General features: G+C 60.8%; 16 protein-coding genes. 10 read left to right on the top strand and 6 right to left on the bottom strand.

Annotation, left to right across the window (positions count from 1 at the left end; genetic code table 11):
- Positions 1 to 102: 102 nt before the first annotated feature.
- The 5 genes from ACP7EG_RS23955 to ACP7EG_RS23935 all read left to right on the top strand — a co-directional run bounded on the left by ACP7EG_RS23955 (position 103) and on the right by ACP7EG_RS23935 (position 8,599).
- Complete coding sequence (locus tag ACP7EG_RS23955; protein ID WP_426089580.1) at positions 103 to 2,436, top strand: catecholate siderophore receptor Fiu; 2,334 nt, start codon at positions 103 to 105, stop codon at positions 2,434 to 2,436.
- A gap of 383 nt (positions 2,437 to 2,819) precedes the next feature.
- On the top strand, positions 2,820 to 4,133 hold the full coding sequence (locus tag ACP7EG_RS23950; RefSeq protein ID WP_071075063.1) for a dicarboxylate/amino acid:cation symporter: 1,314 nt from the start codon (positions 2,820 to 2,822) through the stop codon (positions 4,131 to 4,133).
- Positions 4,134 to 4,241: 108 nt separating this feature from the next.
- Complete coding sequence (locus tag ACP7EG_RS23945) at positions 4,242 to 5,234, top strand: porin (protein ID WP_426089579.1); 993 nt, start codon at positions 4,242 to 4,244, stop codon at positions 5,232 to 5,234.
- Between the two features lie 121 nt (positions 5,235 to 5,355).
- Positions 5,356 to 7,263: a sensor histidine kinase gene (locus ACP7EG_RS23940; RefSeq protein ID WP_426089578.1), complete on the top strand. Its 1,908-nt coding sequence runs from the start codon at positions 5,356 to 5,358 to the stop codon at positions 7,261 to 7,263.
- Positions 7,256 to 8,599 carry a sigma-54-dependent transcriptional regulator gene (locus ACP7EG_RS23935; protein WP_426089577.1) on the top strand — a complete coding sequence of 448 codons (1,344 nt, stop codon included), beginning with the start codon at positions 7,256 to 7,258 and terminating at the stop codon, positions 8,597 to 8,599. Before ACP7EG_RS23940 ends, ACP7EG_RS23935 begins: the two co-directional genes overlap by 8 nt.
- Here ACP7EG_RS23935 and ACP7EG_RS23930 read toward each other — a convergent pair.
- Complete coding sequence (locus ACP7EG_RS23930) at positions 8,592 to 9,338, bottom strand: metallophosphoesterase family protein (RefSeq protein WP_426089576.1); 747 nt, start codon at positions 9,336 to 9,338, stop codon at positions 8,592 to 8,594. The two genes, ACP7EG_RS23935 and ACP7EG_RS23930, sit on opposite strands and share 8 nt — an antisense overlap.
- 222 nt (positions 9,339 to 9,560) lie before the next feature.
- On the opposite strand from ACP7EG_RS23930, the gene ACP7EG_RS23925 reads away from it, so the two are divergent.
- Positions 9,561 to 10,409 (top strand): hypothetical protein, encoded by an 849-nt coding sequence (locus ACP7EG_RS23925; protein WP_426089575.1) that lies wholly within the window; start codon positions 9,561 to 9,563, stop codon positions 10,407 to 10,409.
- 6 nt (positions 10,410 to 10,415) lie between these two features.
- On the opposite strand, the gene ACP7EG_RS23920 is transcribed toward ACP7EG_RS23925, so the two are convergent.
- Positions 10,416 to 10,925 carry a GNAT family N-acetyltransferase gene (locus ACP7EG_RS23920; protein WP_426089574.1) on the bottom strand — a complete coding sequence of 170 codons (510 nt, stop codon included), beginning with the start codon at positions 10,923 to 10,925 and terminating at the stop codon, positions 10,416 to 10,418.
- A 257-nt stretch (positions 10,926 to 11,182) separates the two neighbouring features.
- On the opposite strand from ACP7EG_RS23920, the gene ACP7EG_RS23915 reads away from it, so the two are divergent.
- Both ACP7EG_RS23915 and ACP7EG_RS23910 read left to right on the top strand, forming a co-directional pair.
- The gene (locus tag ACP7EG_RS23915) at positions 11,183 to 12,109 is read left to right on the top strand and encodes an ABC transporter ATP-binding protein (protein ID WP_071075057.1); all 927 of its coding nucleotides are present in this window, start codon (positions 11,183 to 11,185) and stop codon (positions 12,107 to 12,109) included.
- Positions 12,110 to 12,118: 9 nt separating this feature from the next.
- A complete protein-coding gene (locus ACP7EG_RS23910; protein ID WP_426089573.1) occupies positions 12,119 to 15,700 on the top strand; it encodes a M1 family aminopeptidase in 3,582 nt (1,193 codons plus the stop codon).
- Positions 15,701 to 15,773: 73 nt separating this feature from the next.
- Here the strand turns inward: ACP7EG_RS23910 and ACP7EG_RS23905 are convergent, their stop codons facing one another.
- Positions 15,774 to 16,553 carry an acetoin reductase gene (locus tag ACP7EG_RS23905; RefSeq protein ID WP_426089572.1) on the bottom strand — a complete coding sequence of 260 codons (780 nt, stop codon included), beginning with the start codon at positions 16,551 to 16,553 and terminating at the stop codon, positions 15,774 to 15,776.
- Here ACP7EG_RS23905 and ACP7EG_RS23900 point away from each other — a divergent pair, their 5' ends adjacent.
- The gene (locus ACP7EG_RS23900) at positions 16,554 to 16,793 is read left to right on the top strand and encodes a hypothetical protein (RefSeq protein WP_426089571.1); all 240 of its coding nucleotides are present in this window, start codon (positions 16,554 to 16,556) and stop codon (positions 16,791 to 16,793) included.
- A 49-nt stretch (positions 16,794 to 16,842) separates the two neighbouring features.
- A complete protein-coding gene (locus ACP7EG_RS23895) occupies positions 16,843 to 17,259 on the top strand; it encodes a hypothetical protein (RefSeq protein WP_426089570.1) in 417 nt (138 codons plus the stop codon).
- A 56-nt stretch (positions 17,260 to 17,315) separates the two neighbouring features.
- Here ACP7EG_RS23895 and ACP7EG_RS23890 read toward each other — a convergent pair whose 3' ends face one another.
- The 3 genes from ACP7EG_RS23890 to ACP7EG_RS23880 are packed head-to-tail and all read right to left on the bottom strand — an operon-like array spanning position 17,316 to position 20,370.
- The gene (locus ACP7EG_RS23890; RefSeq protein ID WP_426089569.1) at positions 17,316 to 18,557 is read right to left on the bottom strand and encodes a glycosyltransferase family 39 protein; all 1,242 of its coding nucleotides are present in this window, start codon (positions 18,555 to 18,557) and stop codon (positions 17,316 to 17,318) included.
- A complete protein-coding gene (locus ACP7EG_RS23885) occupies positions 18,557 to 18,922 on the bottom strand; it encodes a hypothetical protein (protein WP_426089568.1) in 366 nt (121 codons plus the stop codon). Before ACP7EG_RS23885 ends, ACP7EG_RS23890 begins: the two co-directional genes overlap by 1 nt.
- Before the next feature lie 2 nt (positions 18,923 to 18,924).
- Complete coding sequence (locus tag ACP7EG_RS23880; RefSeq protein ID WP_426089567.1) at positions 18,925 to 20,370, bottom strand: UbiA family prenyltransferase; 1,446 nt, start codon at positions 20,368 to 20,370, stop codon at positions 18,925 to 18,927.
- Positions 20,371 to 20,488 lie beyond the last annotated feature (118 nt).

Below are 20,488 nucleotides of genomic sequence, written 5' to 3'. Positions count from 1 at the left end.
CCGCCTATTCCGTCTCCATCGCCAGCCACTTGCCCGCGTGCCCAAGCACAGCGGCGCAGAGCCAGCCAGGAACCACCACCCTGAACTTATCGAGAGAGCAAGATGGCAATCAAGAGCCGCAAACACGCCCCAACCCGTTTCAACCAGCACATCGGCGCCGCCCTGGCCGTGATGCTGCTGCCCGTCGCCGCCCAAGCGGCCGACCCGGCCGGCCAGAGTGCCCCGGCATCGCAGCAAACCCTGAACGAAATCAAGGTCGTGGGCTCCAAGGAAAATGATTTCAAGGCCGAAAAAGCCTCGTCGCCGAAATACACGGAAGAGTTGGTCAATACGCCGCAAACCATCGTCGTGATCAAGAAGGAATTGATCGAACAGCAAGGCGCGCTGACCCTGACGGACGCACTGCGCAACACGCCGGGCGTCGGCACCTTCTTCCTCGGCGAAAACGGCAACACGAACACGGGCGACGCCGTCTACATGCGCGGTTTCGATTCATCCGGCAGCATCTATGTCGATGGCGTGCGCGACGTGGGCTCCATTTCGCGCGACGTCTTCAACATCGAACAGATCGATGTACTGAAGGGCCCGGCGGGCACGGACAGCGGCCGCGGTTCGCCCACCGGTTCGATCAACCTGGTCAGCAAGACGGCCAGCATGGCGAACACCTTCAATTCGCTGTTGACGGCGGGTAGCGGTAAGCAGAAACGCGCCACGGCCGACTGGAACCGCATCCTCGACACCGATACCGGTACTGCCTTGCGCCTGAACCTGATGACGCAGGACAGCGGCGATCCGGCGCGCGATGAAGTCAAGAACAAGCGCTGGGCCTTCGCGCCCACCGTCACCTTCGGCATCGGTAAACCGACGCGCATCACGGCCAGCTACCTGCACGTGGATCAAAACAATGTGCCCGACGGCGGCGTGCCGACCATCGGCTTGCCTGGCTATTCGACGCCGGACGTCGCCACCAAGGAGCAACCGGTCATCCGCACCTTCCTGAACGGCGCGGCCAAGGTCGATCCAAAGAATTTCTACGGCTCCACTGCGGACTACAACAAGGTCAAGGCCGACATGGGCACCTTGCGCATCGACCATGATTTCTCGCCCAACGTACAGCTCCAGAACACCACGCGCTACGGCAAGACCAAGCAGGACTACCTGCTGACGGCCTTCATGGGCAGCCAGGTCAACCTGAAGACACCGGTCCCGACCGATCCGTCGACCTGGACCCTGGCGCGCTCGCTGCGCACCGTGAAGGACCAGGAAAACACGATCCTGACCAACCAGACCGTGGTCAGCGCACAGTTCGACACGGGCGTGCTGAAGCACTCCGTGGTGGCGGGCGCCGAGTTCACCAGCGAAAAGCAGACCAACTACAGCTATGTGCCCGCCAGCCTGGGCACCTTGCCGGATGCCAATCTGTACCATCCGAATCCGCGTGACACCGTCACCGGCCACAACCCCGTGCGCAGCGGCGCCTTCACGGAAGGCGAAGTCAACACGCAAAGCCTGTATGTGTTCGACACCGTCAAGTTCGGCGACAAGTGGATCTTCAACGGCGGCGTGCGCTTCGACCACTTCAACACCACCTATGACGCCGTCACCCTGCAAACGGCCGTGGCCCAAGGCCAAGTGCAAAAACTGCCCGTCGGTACGCCGATTCCCACCCATTTGACCCTGAGCGACACCTTGGCCAACGGCAAGATCTCGGCCATGTACAAGCCGACGCCGGACAGCAGCGTGTACGCCTTGCTGGCCACGTCGAAAGCGCCGCCTGGCGTCAACTTCGCCCTGAGCACGGGCGCCAACAGCGCGCAAAACCCGAACTATGACCCGCAGGAAACCACCACCAAGGAAATCGGCACCAAGTGGGACTTCCTGAAGCAAAAACTGTCGCTGTCGGCCGCCGTCTACCAGACCACCGTCAAGAATGAAGTGGAACAAGATCCTGTGATCCCGACCATTTATTACCAGACCGGCAAGAAGCGCGTGGAAGGCATCGAAATCGGCGTGGTGGGCGAGATCATGCATAACTGGCTGGTCAGCGCCGGCTACACGCGCATGAATACCAAGGTCGAATCGGGCAAGGTCGTCACGGCCAGCGGCATCAATAACCTCAGCTACACGCCAAAACAGGCGTTCACCAGCTGGACTTCGTACACCCTGCCGTTTGGCTTGAAGATCGGCGGCGGCGCGCGTTACGTGGGAGAAATGCTGCGCGGCACCGATGGCGCCGTCGGCACGCCAGCCCGCGTGGATGCCTACTGGGTCTTCGACGCCATGGCAACCTATACCGTCAACAAAAACCTCGACTTGCAGTTGAACGCCTACAACCTGGCCGACAAGACCTATGTGGCGGCCATCAACAAGTCCGGTTTCCGCTACACCCCGGGCCAGCCCCGTTCGTTCAGCCTGACGGCAAATATCAAGTTCTGAAATCAATAGCATAGAAACTGCGCCACATCGGGCCCCTCTTCGGAGGGGCTTTTTTATTGTCCTGATAATCTTGTCTTTTTTCCGCCCTCCCCCCTGCCGCGACTAGCGTATGAAAAGTCATACAGCGATCACCCGCCGCGTCCAATATTTCGCGCAAGCACGCCAATTTGCGACATCCTGACAACAAAAAAGCTTCCTTAAATCAACAACTTAAGAAGTTAGGTCGCAAATTCCCATTTCAGGCATATCCTTTGCTATGTACAGGTTTTGCTGCAAATAATCGCTGGCACGCAAGGGCTTGTTTTTGAGAAATACTGACTCCAAGCTTGAGTTGCTCGCTATCAATAATCCGCTCACAGCGGCGTTTCACCGGAGGAGTCAAAATGAAAAAGAAACGGCCATTAACCCTGTACATCCTGATTGCCATGATCCTCGGCATTGCCGTCGGTTATGGATGCAACACCGCCTTCCCTGATGCCAAGCTCAGCGCTCAGATCGCTGGCAATATTTCCATCGTCACCGACGTCTTCTTGCGCCTGATCAAAATGATCATTGCGCTGCTGGTATTTTCCACCCTGACAGTCGGTATCGCCCACATGGGCGATGGCAAGACGGCGGGCCGCATCGGCTTGAAAGCCATGTGCTGGTTCGTGGTTGCCTCGCTGGTCTCGCTGGCGCTGGGCATGGTGCTGTCGAACCTGATGCAGCTGGGTACCAACCTGGGCCTGCCATTGCCGGACGTACATGCGTCGACGAATTTGAAAACGGCCGCCTTCACCTTGAAAGATTTCTTCACGCATCTGGTGCCGAAGTCGCCGATCGAGGCCATGGCCAACAATGAAATCCTGCAAGTGCTGGTATTCTCGATCTTCTTCGGCGGCGCACTGGCCGGCCTGGGCGAATCGGGCAAGACCCTGACAGCCGTCGTCGACCAGCTGGCACAAGTCATGCTGCGCATCACCGGCACCATCATGAACCTGGCCCCACTGGCCGTGTTCGCCGCGATGGCCTCCGTCATCACCACCCACGGCCTGGGCGTGCTGATCACGTTTGCCAAGTTCATGGGCGGCTTCTACCTGGGCCTGCTGTGCCTGTGGGCCCTGCTGATCGGCGCCGGCTTTGTCGTCATCGGCCCGCGCATCTTCAAGCTCGTCGGCCTGATCCGCGAACCATTCCTGCTGGCGTTCTCGACGGCCAGCTCGGAAGCGGCGTATCCAAAACTGCTGACGGCGCTCGACCAGTTCGGCGTGGACCGCAAGATTTCCAGTTTTGTGTTGCCAATGGGCTACTCCTTCAACCTCGACGGCTCGATGATGTACTGCACCTTTGCCGTGCTGTTCATTGCACAAGCCTACGGTATCGACCTGTCGATCGGCACGCAGATCACCATGCTGCTGCTGCTGATGCTGACCTCGAAAGGCATGGCCGGTGTGCCGCGCGCCTCGCTGGTGGTGATTGCCGCCACCCTGAACCAATTCAATATCCCGGAAGCGGGCTTGCTGCTGCTGATGGGTGTCGACCAATTCCTCGACATGGGTCGCTCGGCCACCAACGCGGTCGGCAATGCCGTCGCCACGGCCGTCGTCGCCAAGTGGGAAGGTGGCCTGGCCACCGAGGAAGAAGCCGCCGCGGCCAACGCCGCCAACCAGAACACGGAAAGCCATTGGGGCGAAGCTGACCACGCTAGCAAAGCCTGATAGCGCCATGGCCCGCCACAAGCGGGCCATTTATTTGTTGTCCATGTTGAGTAACAAGCAGTCAGGTAGTGCGATCAGTAGTCATTCCAACTTATTAGAGAGATTTTCATGAAAAAAGTCCTGTTTACCCTGCTGGCCCTTGGCGCAGCTTCCGGCGGCGCATTGGCGCAATCGAGCGTGACCATGTATGGCGTGGCTGACGCCGGCCTGGTGTTCGACAAGGATGCGGCCGGCGACCGCCTGAACCGCGTCGCCTCCGGCGTCGCCTCGGGCTCGCGCATCGGCTTCAAGGGCAAGGAAGACCTCGGTGCTGGCCTGGCCGCCACCTTCGTGCTGGAAAGCGGTTTCAATATCGATACCGGTACCTCGGGCCAGGGCGGCCGGCTGTTCGGCCGCCAGGCATACGTCGGCCTGACCGGCAGCGCCGGCGCCGTCACCTTGGGCCGCCAATATACGCCGTACTACCTGGCCCTGCGCGACGTGGCCGATCCGTTTGTCATCGGCCTGGCCGGCACGGCATCGAACATTATGGCGACGAATTATCGCATCGACAACATGGTGCAATACAGCACGCCGACCTGGAGCAAGCTGTCGGCCGACCTGGCGTATGGCTTTGGCGAAGTGGCCGGCGACAATGCGAAAAACCGCAGCATGGGCGGCGCCGTGCACTACATCGACGGTCCGCTGAACGTGACCCTGACGCACCACCGCCAGGAAAATGCGCTGGCGACCCAGCAAACGCGCAACACCCTGCTGGCCACGCGCTACGACTTTGGCGTGCTGCAAGGCAACTTCGGCTACGCCGACAACCGCGCCCTCGACAACAGCAAGAGCAACGACATCCTCGTCGGCTTCAGCGCCCCGTTCGGCGCCACCAAGCTGGTCGCGTCGTACATCCGCCACAACGACAAGAGCAATGCAAACCGTGACGCCCAGCAGTGGGCCATCGGCGCCTTCTATGCGCTGTCCAAGCGCAGCGACCTGTACACAGGTTACGGCCACATCAGCAACAAGAACGGCGCTACCTACAAGGTTGGCAATGCCACCGACGATGGCACCGGCACCAGCGGCTTTAACCTGGGCATGCGCCACACGTTCTAAGGACGTTGAGCTGTCCGTAAAATAAAAGCGTGAGCCGCCGGATGCATATCCGGCGGCTTTTTCTTTTTACGCAATATTTAAATGCGATACTGTGGATTCTTGCAAGTTGGCAGCTGATTTTATGAATAGCAGTAACAAACCTTCCCTTTCCTGGCGCCAGCGCCTGTCGCAACGCTCGGGCCGCGAAACGCTGGCCTGGGGCGTGGTGCTGGCCGCCTGCCTGGCCACCGTCTGGCTCGTGTATTTCTGGACCGAACGCATCGCCATCGGCAAGCTGCAGGCGAGCGGCGCGCAGCGCCTGGAGGTGTATGTCAGCAGCCTGGAAAATGCGCTGGAAAAATACGACTTCCTGCCCAAGACGCTGGAGCTGAACCGCGACGTGATCCGCCTGCTGCAGCATCCGGAAGACCCGGTACTGGTCGATACGGTCAACCATTACCTGGAGCAGATGAATGCCCAGGCGAAATCGTCGACCATTTTCATCAGCAACCTCGACGGCAATACGCGGGCCGCCAGCAACTGGCAGCAGCCCGACAGCTTTATTGGCGACAATATCTCGTTCCGCCCCTACGCCCAGGACGCCCTGCGGGGCACGCCGGGGCGTTTTTATGGCGTCGGCACGACGCGGCTGGAGCCCGGCTACTTCTTTGCCCATGGCATCTACCAGAATGGCCACATGCTGGGACTGGCAACGGTGAAGGTGAACCTGGAAACCCTGGAAAAACGCTGGGTGCAAGGCGCGGACAAGGTCATGCTGGCCGATGAGCACGGCGTGATCTTCCTCAGTTCCATGGCGGACTGGAAGTACAAGACCCTGGCGCCGCTGTCGCCCGCCATCGTCGAAGAACTCAACCGCACGCGCCAGTATTACTCGAAGCAGCTGGAAGCCATTCCCTTCGTCTCCGACCGCCAGTTGGGCAATGGCGCGCGCGTGATCAGCGTGCGCGAGCAGGAACACGCCGATACGCCACCGAAGATCAGCTCCAGCGTCATGACGCAGATCAAGCTCAAGTCGCCGCAAGGTTGGACCTTCATCTATTTATCCGACCTGGCGCAGGCGAAAGCCAGCGCGCGCGCGGCGGCCGCCTTCTCTTGCGTGCTGCTGGGCTTTTTCATGCTGCTGTTCTTTTACCTGCGCCAGCGCCGCGCGGCCGTGGCGCAAAAATTGCGCGCCCGCGAAGACCTGCAACATGCCTACGACAACCTGGAAGCCATGGTCGAGGAACGCACCTCGGAACTCAATGCCATGACGCAAAGCCTGAGCCAGGAAATCGAGGTACGCAGCAAGGCCGAGCAAAAACTCCACATCACGCAAAATGAACTGTTTCAAGCAGGTAAGATGGCCGTGCTGGGACAGATGTCGGCCAGCATCACGCATGAACTCAACCAGCCGCTGACGGCGCTGCGCACCATGTCCGACAATGCCGTCATCCTGCTGGAGCGGGGTCGGCTCGACGATGCGCGGCGCAACCTGGCAAAGATCTCGCAAATTGCGGCCAGGATGGGGACTATTACGGGTCAATTGAAGATTTTTGCGCGCAAGTCGACCACCAGCCTGACCTCCGTCTCGATTCCCACGGCGATCAGCAATGCCCTGTTCCTGGTCGAGCGCCGCCTGCAGGTTGAAAATGTGCGTTTCACCCTGCAATTGCCGCCCGAAGACATCTTCGCCATGTGCGAAAGCAACCGCCTGGAGCAAGTGCTGGTGAACCTGTACGCGAATGCGCTCGACGCCATGAACGGCAGCGACGTGCGCAGCCTGCGCGTGTCCGTCGAATGCACGCCGGAGCACGTGCTGATCCATGTGGCCGACACGGGGCCGGGCCTGTCGACGGAAGTGTACGAACACCTGTTCGAACCGTTCTTCACAACAAAACCGCAAGGACTGGGCCTGGGACTGGGCCTGGCCATTTCCGAACAGATCACGCGCCAGTTCGGCGGCGTGCTGCGCGCCGAAAACGCCCCCGGCGGCGGCGCCATCTTCACCATCGAACTACAGATTGCAACGCAGGAGGAAAAACATGTTTGACGGCTTGAAGGTCTTGCTGGTCGAAGACGACCCCACCGTACGCGAAGGCAGCGAGCAGGCACTGCAGCTGGCCGGCCTGGACGTGCTGGCCTTTCACTCGGCCGAACTGGCCTATAAACTGCTGACGCCGGATTTTCCCGGCATCGTGGTCAGCGATGTGCGCCTGCCGGGCATGAGCGGCCTGGAATTGCTGCAAGCGGTCAAGACGCTCGATGCCAACCTGCCCGTGATCCTCGTCACGGGCCACGGCGACATCACCATGGCCGTGCACGCCATGCGCACAGGCGCCTACGATTTCATCGAAAAGCCGTATTCGTCCGAGCAACTGGTCGACGTCATCCTGCGTGCGCTGGAAACGCGGCGACTCACACTGGAAGTGCACAGCCTGCGCCGCCAGCTCGAGGACGGCGGCGGCATCGAATCACGCCTGCTGGGAAATTCCGTGGCGATGCGCGACATACGGCGCTTGATACTCGACGTTGCCGACGAACCTGCCGACGTGCTGATCTATGGCGACACGGGCACGGGCAAGGAAATGGTGGCCCGCTGCCTGCACGACTTCAGCCATCGCCGCAAGCACAACTTCGTCGCCGTCAACTGCGGTGCGATTCCCGAAAGCATTTTTGAAAGCGAAGTCTTCGGCCACGAACCGGGCGCATTCACGGGCGCGGCCAAGCGGCAAGTGGGCAAGATCGAGCACGCGGATCACGGCACTTTTTTCCTCGACGAAATTGAAAGCCTGCCCCTGTCCTTGCAAGTCAAATTGCTGCGCGTGCTGCAGGAACGCTATATCGAACGCCTGGGCTCGAATGTGCCCACGCCCGTCGACGTGCGCGTCATCGCGGCAGCCAAGCTGGACCTGGAAGAACTGTCGCAGCAGCAGAAATTCCGCAGCGACCTGTACTACCGCCTGAATCTGATCGTGCTGCATTTGCCGCCCTTGCGCGAACGGCGCGAAGACATTCCCATCCTGTTCGAGCACTTCGTGCTGGCCGCCGCCGCCCGCTACAACCGCGCCGCGCCCGTGGTGTCGAGCGCACAGATGCGCAACCTGATGGCCCACTCCTGGCCCGGCAATGTGCGCGAACTGCGCAATATCGCCGACCGCTTCGTACTGGGCATCGCCGGTGGCGCCTCGAGCCTGCTGGCGGGCAATCAGGCCAGCCCACTGTCGCTGGCGGAGCAGGTAAACGGCTTCGAACGCGCGCTGATCGAACAGGAACTACGCGCATATTCCGGCAACGTCAGCGAGGTGAGCACGGTGCTGGGCTTGCCGAAACAGACCCTGTATCACAAGATGCAGAAATACAACCTGGTGGCCGAAGAGTTCAGGTAAGTACGCCGACACGGCCCGTGCGCAGTGGCACGACCCAGTCGGGCCGGCCATTCGCCAGCGCCAGCCGCGCCGCCTGCTCCCAGTCATATTCCACGGCGTGCAACTGCGCCGTCCAGGCGCCGTCCATCGCCTGTTCGGCAATCGCATAGCGCGCATGCGGCGTGCCGTTTTCCATCACGTGCGGATAGCCGTGGTCATCGTCGTAGGCCTGCAAGCCCACGCTGCCCGGGTTGACGATCAGCCGGCCATCGGCCAGGCGCATCTGGCGCGGCATGTGCGTGTGGCCGCACAGGATCAGGGCCGCGTCGGCCGCCCCCGCGCGTTCGGCCACTTCAATCGGCGTAGCGGCGCGGCTGCCTTGCGGCGTGACGCTGTCGAGAAAATACACGAGGTCGCTTGTCGGGGTGCCATGCACGAGCAGCACATCGTGACGCAAGCGCAAGGTGGCGGGCAGCGCATTGATCCACGCGAGTTGCTCGGGCAGCAGTTGCGCGCGCGCAAAAGCGTCGGACACGCCCATGCGCGCCGGATCAGCCAGCAGCTGGCGCTCGTGGTTGCCGCGGATGGTGGGCAAGTCGAGCCCCATCAGGCGCGCCGCCGTGGCGCGCGGCTGCAGATGGCCCGAGACGATATCGCCCAGGTTGACAGTCACGTCCACGCCACGCCGGGCGATGTCGTCCAGCACGGCCTCCAGCGCCTCCAGGTTGCCGTGGATATCGGAAATAGCGGCGATTCTCATGTTTCCTCCTGTGCGCACCATTCTGCACGCGTCCTGCGTTGCAGGCAATGCCGGTGTGGGTACCAGCTATTACACACGGTAGGACAAATCCGACGGCCACTTGCGCCGTGCGGCTACGTAATTCAAAAGTAACAATTGCTACCATTTCCTCATTGCACTGTTGCCCAGCGTGGGCCGCCCAAGCGTCGCGACAGTTTTCACTTTATTTTGAGGAGTTGCCCCATGTTTTCCATGTCCGTGTCTGCCCGCCTGTCCCCACCACGTCCGCACCACCTCGCCTTACGCGGTGCCATGATGCTGGGTGTGCTGGGCATGGCCACGGCGGCCGCCACGGCGCGGGCCGAGCCATCGCCCACGCTGGACCGTGTCAGCATCTCGGTCGGGGCATTTTCCGCCGATCCGCGCATCAATATCGGCGCCGACACACAGTTTGGCCGCATCGACGCGCCCGAATCGAAGCAAAGCCACACGACCATCCCGCGCATCAAGGCGGATGTGCTGATCGGCGACCGCCACGGCCTGGCATTCGACTACTACCGCTACGACAAATCCTACACGCCAAGCCTGACGGGCGAGACCATCATCAATGGCCAGCCCGTCACGGGTACGGCCACGGCGAATGCGGATCTGAAGCTGGACCTGGCCAAGCTGGCCTATAAATGGTGGCTGGGCAGCGGCAACGACACCTTCGGCATCGGTCTGGGTGCCGCCTACTACCATGCTAACCTGAACGGCACGGCCACCGGCGTCGTCAATGGCGAAACGGCCACGGCGCGCGACTCCATCGGCGAGCACGCGTTTGCGCCGCTGCTGGAAGTGGGCTGGCGCCACGCCTTCACGCCAGACTTGCGCATGTATGTGGAAGCGTCGGGCATCAAGAAAAACGGCGGACGCATCAACGGTCATATCTACGGCGGGAATGTCGGCGTGGAATGGTTTCCGTTCAAGAACATCGGTTTCGTGGCCGATTACGGCATTTCGAAAATCAAGCTGCACCGCGACAGCGAACGCAATGCCGACCTGAACATTCGCCTGACGGGACCGTCGGCGTATGTGAAAGTGCGCTTCTAAACGCGCTCAGGCCGCCGGTTTCAGCAAGGTCAGCTGGAACTGCGGCAAGGCCGCATCGTCGTACGCCTCGACCCTGGCAAACGGTAGACATGCAAACGCGTGACGCCAGAACGCGCAGGCAGCGGCATCGTCGCGAAACGTTGCCACCAGCCACGTCTGCGCGCTGTCCAGCAGCACCCTGCGCACCACTTCCAGCGCCACGCCCCGGCGCCGGTATTGCTTCAGAATAAAAAAGTCGCTGAACTCCTGCACTGCCAGCTCACCCGCCATGCCAGGCTCCGTGATGAAAAAACCGGCCAACTCTCCATCGACCTCGATCCAGCTGGCCGAATGGCCGGCTGCGTGCACATACGACGCCAGCCCCGCATCGCACACATCGTAGCGGCCATCGGCCAGCAGCGCCTCGCCGCTCCAGGCGGAATTGTCATAACAGTACAGTTGAAACAGCCGCGCCAGTGCCTCCTCTTCGCCCGGGGCAATGGCGCGCAAGGTGATGATCTTGTGTATGGCATGCATGAAAAGCTTTCCTCCACGGTGGTGTCGATCCAGTGCGCGATCTTATCACCGTCACTCATCCCCGCCTGGGGCATTTCATGCCCGTCTTTCCGCCTCCGGTCGCAAAAAGATTACTTTTTTCCCAATTGCTTATATATTATTGTCTTTAAGTAACATCCGCCATCGCGGTTGACAGAAAACAGGGGCGACCCCCTTGCACAGACCGGCAGACAGGTATCTGCCGGCTTTTTAGACCCAAGCTCTGGAGAGTGCTGCACATGCTATCGATCAAACAGCTGAACAAAACGTATGCCAATGGCGTCAAGGCCATCAACGATGTCAGCCTGGAGATTCCCAACGGAATGTTCGGCTTGCTGGGACCGAATGGCGCAGGGAAGTCCTCGCTGATGCGGACCATTGCCACTTTGCAAGATCCCGACAGCGGCAGCATCCATTTCGATGGCCTCGATGTGCTCAAGGACAAGGCTGGCTTGCGCCGCCAGCTCGGCTATTTGCCGCAGGATTTCGGCGTCTATCCGAAGGTCAGTGCGGAAACCTTGCTCAACCACTTTGCCGTCCTGAAAGGTTTGACGGAAAAGGGCCCGCGCAAGGAAGCCGTGGAAGCCTTGCTGCAGCAAACCAATCTGTGGGAAGCGCGCAAGCGCAACCTGGGCACGTATTCGGGCGGCATGCGCCAGCGCTTCGGCATCGCCCAGGCCCTGCTGGGCGCACCGCGCCTGGTGATCGTCGATGAGCCCACTGCCGGCCTGGACCCGGACGAACGCAACCGCTTCCTGAACCTGCTGGCGAAGATCGGCGAACAAGTGGTGGTGATTCTGTCGACGCACATCGTCGATGACGTGACGGACCTGTGCCCGCGCATGGCCATGATCGTCAAGGGACAGGTGCTGGTGCAGGGCGAGCCGCAGGCGGCCATCGATACCTTGCACGGCAAGGTCTGGCGCCGCAGTGTCACGACGGAAGAACTGGCGCAGTACCAGCAAACCTTGAACGTGCTGTCGACGCGCCTGGTGGGCGGCAAGCCGCAAATCAATGTGTATGCCGACAGCCAGCCCGACAGCGGCTTCGTGCAGATCGCCGCCGATCTGGAAGACGTGTATTTCCTGCACGTGCGCAACGCTGCCCGCCACGGCGCCGCTGCTCCCGCTGCCGCACCGGCCACCTCAGCCGCCGTGGCAGCGTAAGGGGCCGCCATGTGGAAGGAATTTTTCAAGTTTGACCTCGTCTACCAGCTGAAACAGCCGCTGCTGTGGGTCTTTGCAATCATCATGGCCCTGATGGCCTTTGGCGCCACCACCAGCGACTCGGTGCAGATCGGTGGCGCCATCGGCAACATCAACCGCAACGCTCCCACGGTGGTGGCGCAGATGCTGGGCATCTTCAGCCTGCTGGCGATGTTTCTCGTCACCGTCTTCATCGCCGGCGCCGTGCTGCGCGACAGCGAAGTGGGCATGGCCGACATGCTGTTCGCCACGCCCATGCGCAAGTGGGATTACCTGTTCGGCCGCTTCGCCGCCGGCTTTGTCGCCTGCCTGGTGATCTTCGTCGCCATTGCCCTGGCCACCATGCTCGGCCCCGTCATGCCCTGGGTCGATGCGCAGCGCGTGGGCGCGTTCTCGCTGCATGCGTATGCCTGGAGCTTCGCCGTCATCGTCATCCCCAACCTGCTCTTCATCGGCGCCCTGCTGATGCTGCTGGCGGCCACCACGCGTTCGATGATGCTCGTGTACGTGGGCGTGTTGGGCTTTTTCGTGCTGTGGGCCATGGCCGGGGTATTTACGCGCGACATCAACAATGAATGGTATGCCGTGCTGCTCGACCCCTTCGGCGTGCGCGCCTTTGGCCGCATGACGCGCTACTTCACGGCCGCCGAGTCGAATGCCAGCCTGCCGCCACTGTCCGGTTTCCTGCTGGCCAACCGCTTGCTGTGGCTGGGCATTACCGTCGTGCTGTTTGCCGCCACCGTGATCCTCTTCAAACCGCAGCGCACGGGCACGGGCAAGCGCCTGTTCGGCAAGCACAAGACGCCTGCGGCCCCGCCGGCCGTCACCGCGCCGCTGCACCTGCCGCGCAGCATTCCCACCTTTACCCCGGCAACGGCCTGGCGCCAGTGGTGGCAGATCCTGCGCTTCGATGCCGCCGGCGTCTTCAAGAGCGTGCCCTTCCTCGTCATGCTGCTGTTCGGCATCATCAACCTGATCGCCGGCTCCAGCGTGGGCAAGAACATGTACGGCACGGCCGTGTATCCGATGACCCATTTGATGTTACAAAGCATCAACAACAGCTTCAGCTTCCTGTTGATCATCATCGTCACCTTTTATGCGGGTGAGCTGATCTTCAAGGAGCGCCAGGTCAAGATCGCTGACGTCAGCGATGCCATGCCCGTGCCCGGCTGGGTGCCCCTGCTGGCCAAGTGCACGGCCCTGATCGGCGTCATCGCCGGCTACCTGCTGGTGGGCGTCATCACCGCCATCGGTTTCCAGCTCGTCAAGGGCGGTGCGCCCGTGGAGCTGGGCCTGTACCTGAAAGGCACCCTGCTCGGTTCCCTCTTCTTCGTGTTGATGGGATTGTGCGCCCTCACCCTGCAAGTGCTATCGAATAACAAGTTCATCGGCTACCTGCTGGTGATCCTGCTGATGGTGGCGCAAGCCGTGCTGGGCATGCTGCATCTGGAACACAATCTGTACGCCTTCGGCGGCACGCCGGCCATCAAGTATTCGGACATGAATGGCTATGGCCACTTCCTGACCGGCTGGGCCTGGTTCTCCCTGTACTGGAGCCTGTTTACCGTGGCGCTCATCATGCTGGCCCGTGCGTTCTGGGTGCGCGGCCTGTCCGTCGACTGGCGCGCGCGCGTGCGCCTGGCCCGCCAGCGCCTGCAAGGCCGCGCTGGCGCCGCTCTGGCCGTAGTCGTGCTGTGCTGGGCAGGCACGGGCGGCTGGATCTTCTACAACACGAACGTGCTGAACAAGTACGAGACGTCGGACATCGGCATGGACAAGCAGGCCCGCTACGAGAAATTGTACAAGCAATACAAGGGCTTGCCGCAGCTGAAGATCACCGACATCCAGGCCGATGTGGATATCTATCCTGAGCAACGCAAGGTGTTGATCAAGGGCCACTACGTGCTGCAAAACAAGACGCAGCAGCCACTCGACACCCTGCGCATCCAGCTCAACCCGGACCTGGAAACGCACTGGTTGAACTTGCCTGAGCACAAGGTCGCGCTCGACGACAAGGAACTCGGCTTCAGCATCCTCAAGCTGGCGCAACCGCTGGCACCGGGCGCCACCCTGCCGCTGGACTTCACGGTGGCCGTCACGCATCAGGGTTTCACCAACGACGGCGCGCCGGACCAGGTCAACCTGAACGGCAGCTTCTTCAACAACCAGGCCTTCTTCCCCCACTTCGGCTACGCGAAGGAAATGGAGTTGACGGATCGCAACGAACGGCGCAAACGGGGCCTGGGCGAACCGCAGCGCATGGCCAAGCTGGAAGACAAGTCGGCCTACGGCAACACCGTCTTTGGCAATGAAGCGGACTGGATCAATTTCGACACCACCGTCTCCACCAGCGGCGAGCAGATCGCGCTGGCGCCTGGTTACCTGCAGGCAAGCTGGGAAAAGGATGGCCGCCGCTATTACCGCTACAAGATGGACCAGCCGATGATGCCGTTCTTTGCCTACCTGTCGGCCCGCTGGGAGGTAAAGAAAGGCGAATGGCATGGCGTACCGATCGAAATTTACTTTGATAAAAAGCATGGCTATAACACGGATCGCATGATTACCTCCGTGCAAAAGTCGCTCGATTACTACACCACCCAGTTCACGCCCTACCAGCACAAGCAGGTGCGCATCCTGGAATTCCCCGGCTACCAGAGCTTCGCGCAGTCGTTTGCCAATACGATTCCGTATTCGGAAGGCATCGGCTTCATCGCCGACCTGCGCGACAAGGATGACATCGACTACGTGTTCTACGTCACGGCGCATGAAATGGCACACCAGTGGTGGGGCCACCAGGTGATCGGCGCCAACGTACAGGGCGCCACCATGCTGATGGAATCGCTGTCGCAGTACTCGGCGCTGATGGTGATGGAAAAGGAATATGGCCGCGAAAAAATGCGCCGCTTCCTGCGCTATGAACTGGACCGCTACCTGAGCGGGCGCGGCGGCGAAGCCATCGAGGAACAGCCGCTGGCGCGCGTGGAAGGACAGCAATACATCCACTACAACAAAGGCAGCCTGGTGTTCTACCGCCTGCGCGACGAGCTCGGCGAGGAAGCCCTGAACCGTGCCCTGAAACGCTATCTGCAGGACAAGGGCTATCAGCAGGCGCCGTTCACCACCACCCTGGAACTGCTGGCCTACATCCGCGCCGAAGCGCCGCAGGACAAGCAGGCGCTGATCACGGACCTGTTCGAGAAGATCGTCTTCTACGACAACCGCGTGACGCAGGCGTCGGCCGTACAGCGCAAGGATGGCCAGTGGGATGTCACCATGCAGTTGCACCTGGCCAAGCTGGAGTCCGACGGCAAGGGCAAGGAAAGCGCGCGTGCCTATGACGAGCCGGTGGAAATCGCCATCTTCGCGCGCTCCCCTGGCGCCAAAGAAAAGGATGAAACAGTCCTGTTCACGGACAAGCGCAGGGTGTCGGGCAGCGACCCGGTGATCACCATCACCGTGAAGGACAAACCGTTCGAAGTGGGTGTTGATCCTTACAACAAGATGATCGACCGCGTCCCGCGCGATAACCGCAAGGAAATCACGTTCAATTAGGGCTTGCTTGAACCAACGCAAACAGGCCACGCCGTCACCGACAGCGTGGCCTGTTTTTTATGCCGTCAGTGTTTTAACGGTACACCAGTCCACCATCGATCAGCGGCGCCTGGCCCGTCATGTAATCCGAGTCCGGCCCCGCCAGGAAGGAGACCAGCCCCGCCACGTCTTCCGGCGTCTCGGCACGTCCCAGCGCGATGCCGTCCACGTATTTCTTGTACGTCGCACCCAGCTCGGCGCCAGTCAGTTCGGCCATGCGCTTGTCGATGTCGACCCACATGTCGGTGCCGACAACGCCGGGGCAATACGCGTTGACGGTGATGCCGTCGGCCGCCAGTTCCTTGGCCGCCGCCTGCGTCAGCGCGCGCACGGCAAACTTGGTGGCCGAATACACACCCAGCAGGGCGAAGCCGTCATGCCCGGCGATGGAACAGGCATTGATGATCTTGCCCTTCTGCTGGCGTTTCTTGAACGTCTTGGCGGCCGCCTGGATGCCCCACAGCGTCCCTTGCACATTGATGCGCATGATGCGGTCGACTTCTTCCGGCGTGACGTCGAGCAAGGGCTGTACTTGCGCGATGCCGGCATTGTTGACGATGATGTCGAAGCCGCCCAATTCTTGTTCGGCAAACGCCACGGCGGCGCTCACCTGATCGAGCTGCGACACGTCGGCAATGAAGGTGACGGCGCGGCGCCCCAGCGCGCGCACTTCGGCGGCAGCCGTGTCCAGCTTGTCCTGGTTCAAATCCACCAGCGCGATATCGGCGCCATCCTTGGCCAGGCGCAAGGCGATGGCCTTGCCGATACCTTGCGCTGCACCCGTGACCAGCGCGACTTTTCCGGAAATACCCATTTGCGTTCCTTTCAGTACAGGGAAAAAGAGCAGCAAAAAACCGGTCCGGCGCAGCAGCGCCCGCGGCCGGTTCCGCAGCGTAGTGACACTTCAGCCTACCTGAAATTGAAATTTTTCCTCAGCTTGAAACGTGCGCAGCCAAAAAAAGTACCTGGATCAAGAAAGGGGAAAAAACCCATCCTCGAACTGGCCATGCGCGCGCTGCCGTACAGGCGCCTGACAGCCGCTGGCGTAAGATGAATGGCCTCATCATCACCTGCTTATTCATCCACGTTCAAAGGAGTGCCATATGCTGCGTCGTCCACTGCCCCTCCGCGCCAGCCTGCTGCTGGCGGCCCTCGTTTTCACCACGCCCGCCTGGAGCGCCGATCCGGTCCACAAGGAAAACGTCGAATTGACGGCAGGCAAGAACGCGCACAGCGTGAAAGGCAAAATCAAGGGCTACGCCACGGCCGAATACACGCTCACTGGCAAGGCCGGCCAGACCCTCAGCGTCAAGCTCAAGACCAATCAGTCATCGAATTACTTCAACATCCGCCAGCCAGGCCAGGACGAAGCCCTATTCATCGGCTCGACCAGCGGCAACAGTTACCAGGCGAAACTGCCGGCCGATGGCGAGTACACCGTGCAGGTATATTTGATGCGCAACGCGGCACGCAGGAATGCGGTGGCGAATTACAGCCTGGAGATGCGGCTGCGCGATTGAGTCTGCGTCAGCATGACGGCAAGGGGCGCAAAAGAGTCGAGAGTACTGCGCCGATCTTATCTGGCCAGATTCGCTGCCTGGGGGCGGGCGGCCACAAGTGATTCAAGCACCAGGCCCGCCATCACTGCCAGGACCGGCATGATGGGTTCACGGTATCGGAGTATCACGTAAAACAACATGTGAACGCCGGTGTAGCACGCGAGCGCCAGCCAGAGCAGGGCGACCTGCCGATTTCTTAGCCTTGGAATCAGCAGCGTCCCAATCGCAGCGGCAAGCAGGACCAGGAACTGTATCGCCCACAAAAGACGAACCAGCTTTTCTGCCGACGACTGATCTCCTTTGCCCTCATGGAAGGGGGGCGTCCAGAAGTAAGCCGCTTTCTTCACGGCCAACGTCAGGAACGCAGTTGGATGGGCCTGCACCCAAGAAATAGCTTCCTGTTTCAAGGTCTCGGAGGCCTGGACTTCTCCCGTTTTCCGAAGGGCATCCCAGGTAGGGCCACGTGGTGTCTCCGAGATGGAAACAAACATGCCTGTCGCAGCCGGGTTGTTACCCAAATAGAGATTAAAGCCGCCATTGGTGTTCAAGACAGGTGCGCCTATCACTTGCAGGTTCCTGAGCAGCCATGGGCCAGACATCACCAACGCAACTGACAGCGCGAGCATGGCCATGCTTACCCGCTGAACCATCGATGCGGGAGACAGCAGCAACGCCAAGGCAACGACCGCCAGCAATGACAAGGCAGCATTGCCAGTCAATGCCAACAGACCCAAGAGTGCCCCGCACCCGATTGCCACTGTATTCGAGGGCTGACGCGCCAATCTCAGTGCGCACCACATGACCCCCAGCATCAGGGGAATCATCAAGTTTTCCTTGGCCAGATACATCCCATAGATGCCGTTCGGAAGGTACAGCGCCCAGGCGAGTGCGGCGATGCGACGCCCCAACCTGCCTGCGCCCGCTTCCTTGGCCACCAGATAGCACAGGATGATTGCCACCCCTCCCAGGAACATGTTTACCAGGCGAACCGCCAGGAGGTCTTCGCCGAAGAGGAAAAAGACGGGGGCGAGAATAAACAGGGAATAGCCCACGTTATACATCGCATGGTTGCCCATGCTGTCGACAATTCCGTGTCCGCCAAGCAGGTTGAGCGCCATACTCCTGTAGGCAAGTTCATCGTTTTCTGGCACATGCTGGAAGCCGGCCATCGCCGCAACCCTCAGGGCACAGCCGAGGCCTGCGATGATTGCCAGCCACAGCCAATCTTGCTGTTGTTGGGTATCATGTTTATCATTCATCAACTCCTCCCCACCAACCACACCCCTGCACAGATCAGCGCCACGCCAATCACACGGGACATGCTTACCTGCTCGCCTAGCAGGTAAGCGATGGGCAGGGTGAGCACGAATCCCAGGCCTGCCAGGGGATAGGCCTTGCTCACCTCCCATTGCGACAGCACGCCAAGCCAGGCCACCGCGCCCAAGCCATACAAGAAGAAGCCCCCCAGGACATACTTGTCCGTGAGGATATGGATGAGGGTCATGAAAGACTTGGGCTCTGCCATCATTGCCTTCACCCCTGCACCGGACATGCCGGCCTTCAATGAGAACTGCGCCATGACGGATAGCGCGATGCTCAGGATGGCAATGCAGAGCGTTTTCATGGTTAGGTACCCAATACGAGGAAATGCGCTCCCAGCATGATGGCCACCATGGCGCATACGGTCATGCGGCTAGCGTGGTCCTTGAGGGCGTAAATCACCGGGTCATCGTGCATTTCCCCCCGGGATGTTTTCACCCACAGGCGCGCAAGCCAGTAAATCAATCCCAGGGCAACTAGCCACAGCATTTGCGGGGTGCCATAGCGCCCCTGCGTTTCCGGCGCACTGATGAACAGCCCGAACACCACCACGGCAGAGAGGGCCGCCCCGCCCCCCAGGGGCCACAACACCGCCAGATCGGTCACCCGGTAATCGCGTCCACGCGTGGCTGCCTTGCCATTCTCTTCCAGGGTGAGCAGCTCCGCACAGCGCTTCACCAGGGCGAGGCTGAGGAACATGAAGACCGAGAAAGCCAACAACCAGGAACTGGTGGCGGTACCAATGGCAACCGAACCGGCCAGGATGCGCAGGGTATACAGCAGCGATAGCATGAGCACGTCAATCAGCACGTATTCCTTGAGCACCCAGCTATACGCGCTGGTCAGCACGAGGTAAAGCAGGAGCATCAGGAGGAAGGCATGGGACACCGAAAAGGCCAGAACGAGGGCCAGGAGCAACGCCGCCGCCGCCACGACCAGACCCGTCAGAATCGGCAGGCGGGCACTGGCAAAAGGGCGCAGCCGCTTGCGGGGGTGTGCCCTGTCGCTTTCCAGGTCCCAAAGGTCGTTGACCATGTAGCTGGCGGAGGCGGCCAGGGAGAAAGCCATGAAGGCCACGGCCATGGTGAGCATCTTGCCCAGGTCGAGGAATGAGAATGCCGTCAGCAGGGGGACGAACAGCAACAGATTCTTTAACCACTGGTGGACACGCAGGGCTTTCATCCACACGCCCAACCCGCCGCTCTCACCCGGAAACTCGCGTTCGATCGGTACATGCCGTCGAACGGTTTGGCCCGTACGCCAGGCGACATCGACCAGCACCGCCGCCTTGGCGGCTTGCCAGATGGGGATATCTGCCTTGCTGTCGCCAGCATACACAAAGCATGGCCCTACCTGCTCCTGAATGGCTTGCAGCTTGGCCCTGCCCTTGAGGTTGTGACCGGCTTGCGTCGCCAGCACCTTGTCAAACAGGCCCAGGTGCCTGGCCACGTTGCAGGCAATCGAATGGTGGGCCGCCGTCGCCAGGACAATCATGCGGCCCTTCCGCTTTTCCTCGCGCAGGTAATCCAGCAGTGACGCACGGTAAGGGAGGTGTTCGCCCGAGATGCTGGCATGCGCTGCAATGGCTTCCTTGAAGCCTGACCGCCCTCGCATGAGCCAGAACGGCATGCGGAGCAAATTGAGCGGGGATTGCTTCACCACCTTGACGACGGATTCAAGCAGGGTATCGGTTGGCGTCAGCGTGCCGTCAAGATCGACAACCAGGGGCGCTTTGGTCGAAATAGCCACCATGGTCTCCCTATTCTGGTGTGGCACTGCGGATGAAGTGCCGAGAGCAGTCCTTAAATTATAGGGTGAGCCATGATGGCGATAACCGACATAGATCAAGGAAGAGAGCGCTTATCCGTTT

Source organism: Janthinobacterium sp. PSPC1-1, assembly GCF_049897625.1.
GTDB classification, from domain to species: domain Bacteria; phylum Pseudomonadota; class Gammaproteobacteria; order Burkholderiales; family Burkholderiaceae_D; genus Janthinobacterium; species Janthinobacterium tructae.
This window is presented reverse-complemented; position numbering and strand designations above follow the sequence as displayed.

Excerpts from the sequence above, each read along its gene's own strand:
- ACP7EG_RS23880 (WP_426089567.1), bottom strand. The coding sequence starts at position 20,370 with ATGGTGGCTATTTCGACCAAAGCGCCCCTGGTTGTCGATCTTGACGGC.
- ACP7EG_RS23895 (WP_426089570.1), top strand. The coding sequence starts at position 16,843 with ATGCTGCGTCGTCCACTGCCCCTCCGCGCCAGCCTGCTGCTGGCGGCC.
- ACP7EG_RS23950 (WP_071075063.1), top strand. The coding sequence starts at position 2,820 with ATGAAAAAGAAACGGCCATTAACCCTGTACATCCTGATTGCCATGATC.
- ACP7EG_RS23940 (WP_426089578.1), top strand. The coding sequence starts at position 5,356 with ATGAATAGCAGTAACAAACCTTCCCTTTCCTGGCGCCAGCGCCTGTCG.
- ACP7EG_RS23930 (WP_426089576.1), bottom strand. The coding sequence starts at position 9,338 with ATGAGAATCGCCGCTATTTCCGATATCCACGGCAACCTGGAGGCGCTG.
- ACP7EG_RS23955 (WP_426089580.1), top strand. The coding sequence starts at position 103 with ATGGCAATCAAGAGCCGCAAACACGCCCCAACCCGTTTCAACCAGCAC.
- ACP7EG_RS23885 (WP_426089568.1), bottom strand. The coding sequence starts at position 18,922 with ATGAAAACGCTCTGCATTGCCATCCTGAGCATCGCGCTATCCGTCATG.
- ACP7EG_RS23915 (WP_071075057.1), top strand. The coding sequence starts at position 11,183 with ATGCTATCGATCAAACAGCTGAACAAAACGTATGCCAATGGCGTCAAG.
- ACP7EG_RS23905 (WP_426089572.1), bottom strand. The coding sequence starts at position 16,553 with ATGGGTATTTCCGGAAAAGTCGCGCTGGTCACGGGTGCAGCGCAAGGT.
- ACP7EG_RS23890 (WP_426089569.1), bottom strand. The coding sequence starts at position 18,557 with ATGAATGATAAACATGATACCCAACAACAGCAAGATTGGCTGTGGCTG.
- ACP7EG_RS23925 (WP_426089575.1), top strand. The coding sequence starts at position 9,561 with ATGTTTTCCATGTCCGTGTCTGCCCGCCTGTCCCCACCACGTCCGCAC.
- ACP7EG_RS23945 (WP_426089579.1), top strand. The coding sequence starts at position 4,242 with ATGAAAAAAGTCCTGTTTACCCTGCTGGCCCTTGGCGCAGCTTCCGGC.
- ACP7EG_RS23920 (WP_426089574.1), bottom strand. The coding sequence starts at position 10,925 with ATGCATGCCATACACAAGATCATCACCTTGCGCGCCATTGCCCCGGGC.
- ACP7EG_RS23910 (WP_426089573.1), top strand. The coding sequence starts at position 12,119 with ATGTGGAAGGAATTTTTCAAGTTTGACCTCGTCTACCAGCTGAAACAG.
- ACP7EG_RS23935 (WP_426089577.1), top strand. The coding sequence starts at position 7,256 with ATGTTTGACGGCTTGAAGGTCTTGCTGGTCGAAGACGACCCCACCGTA.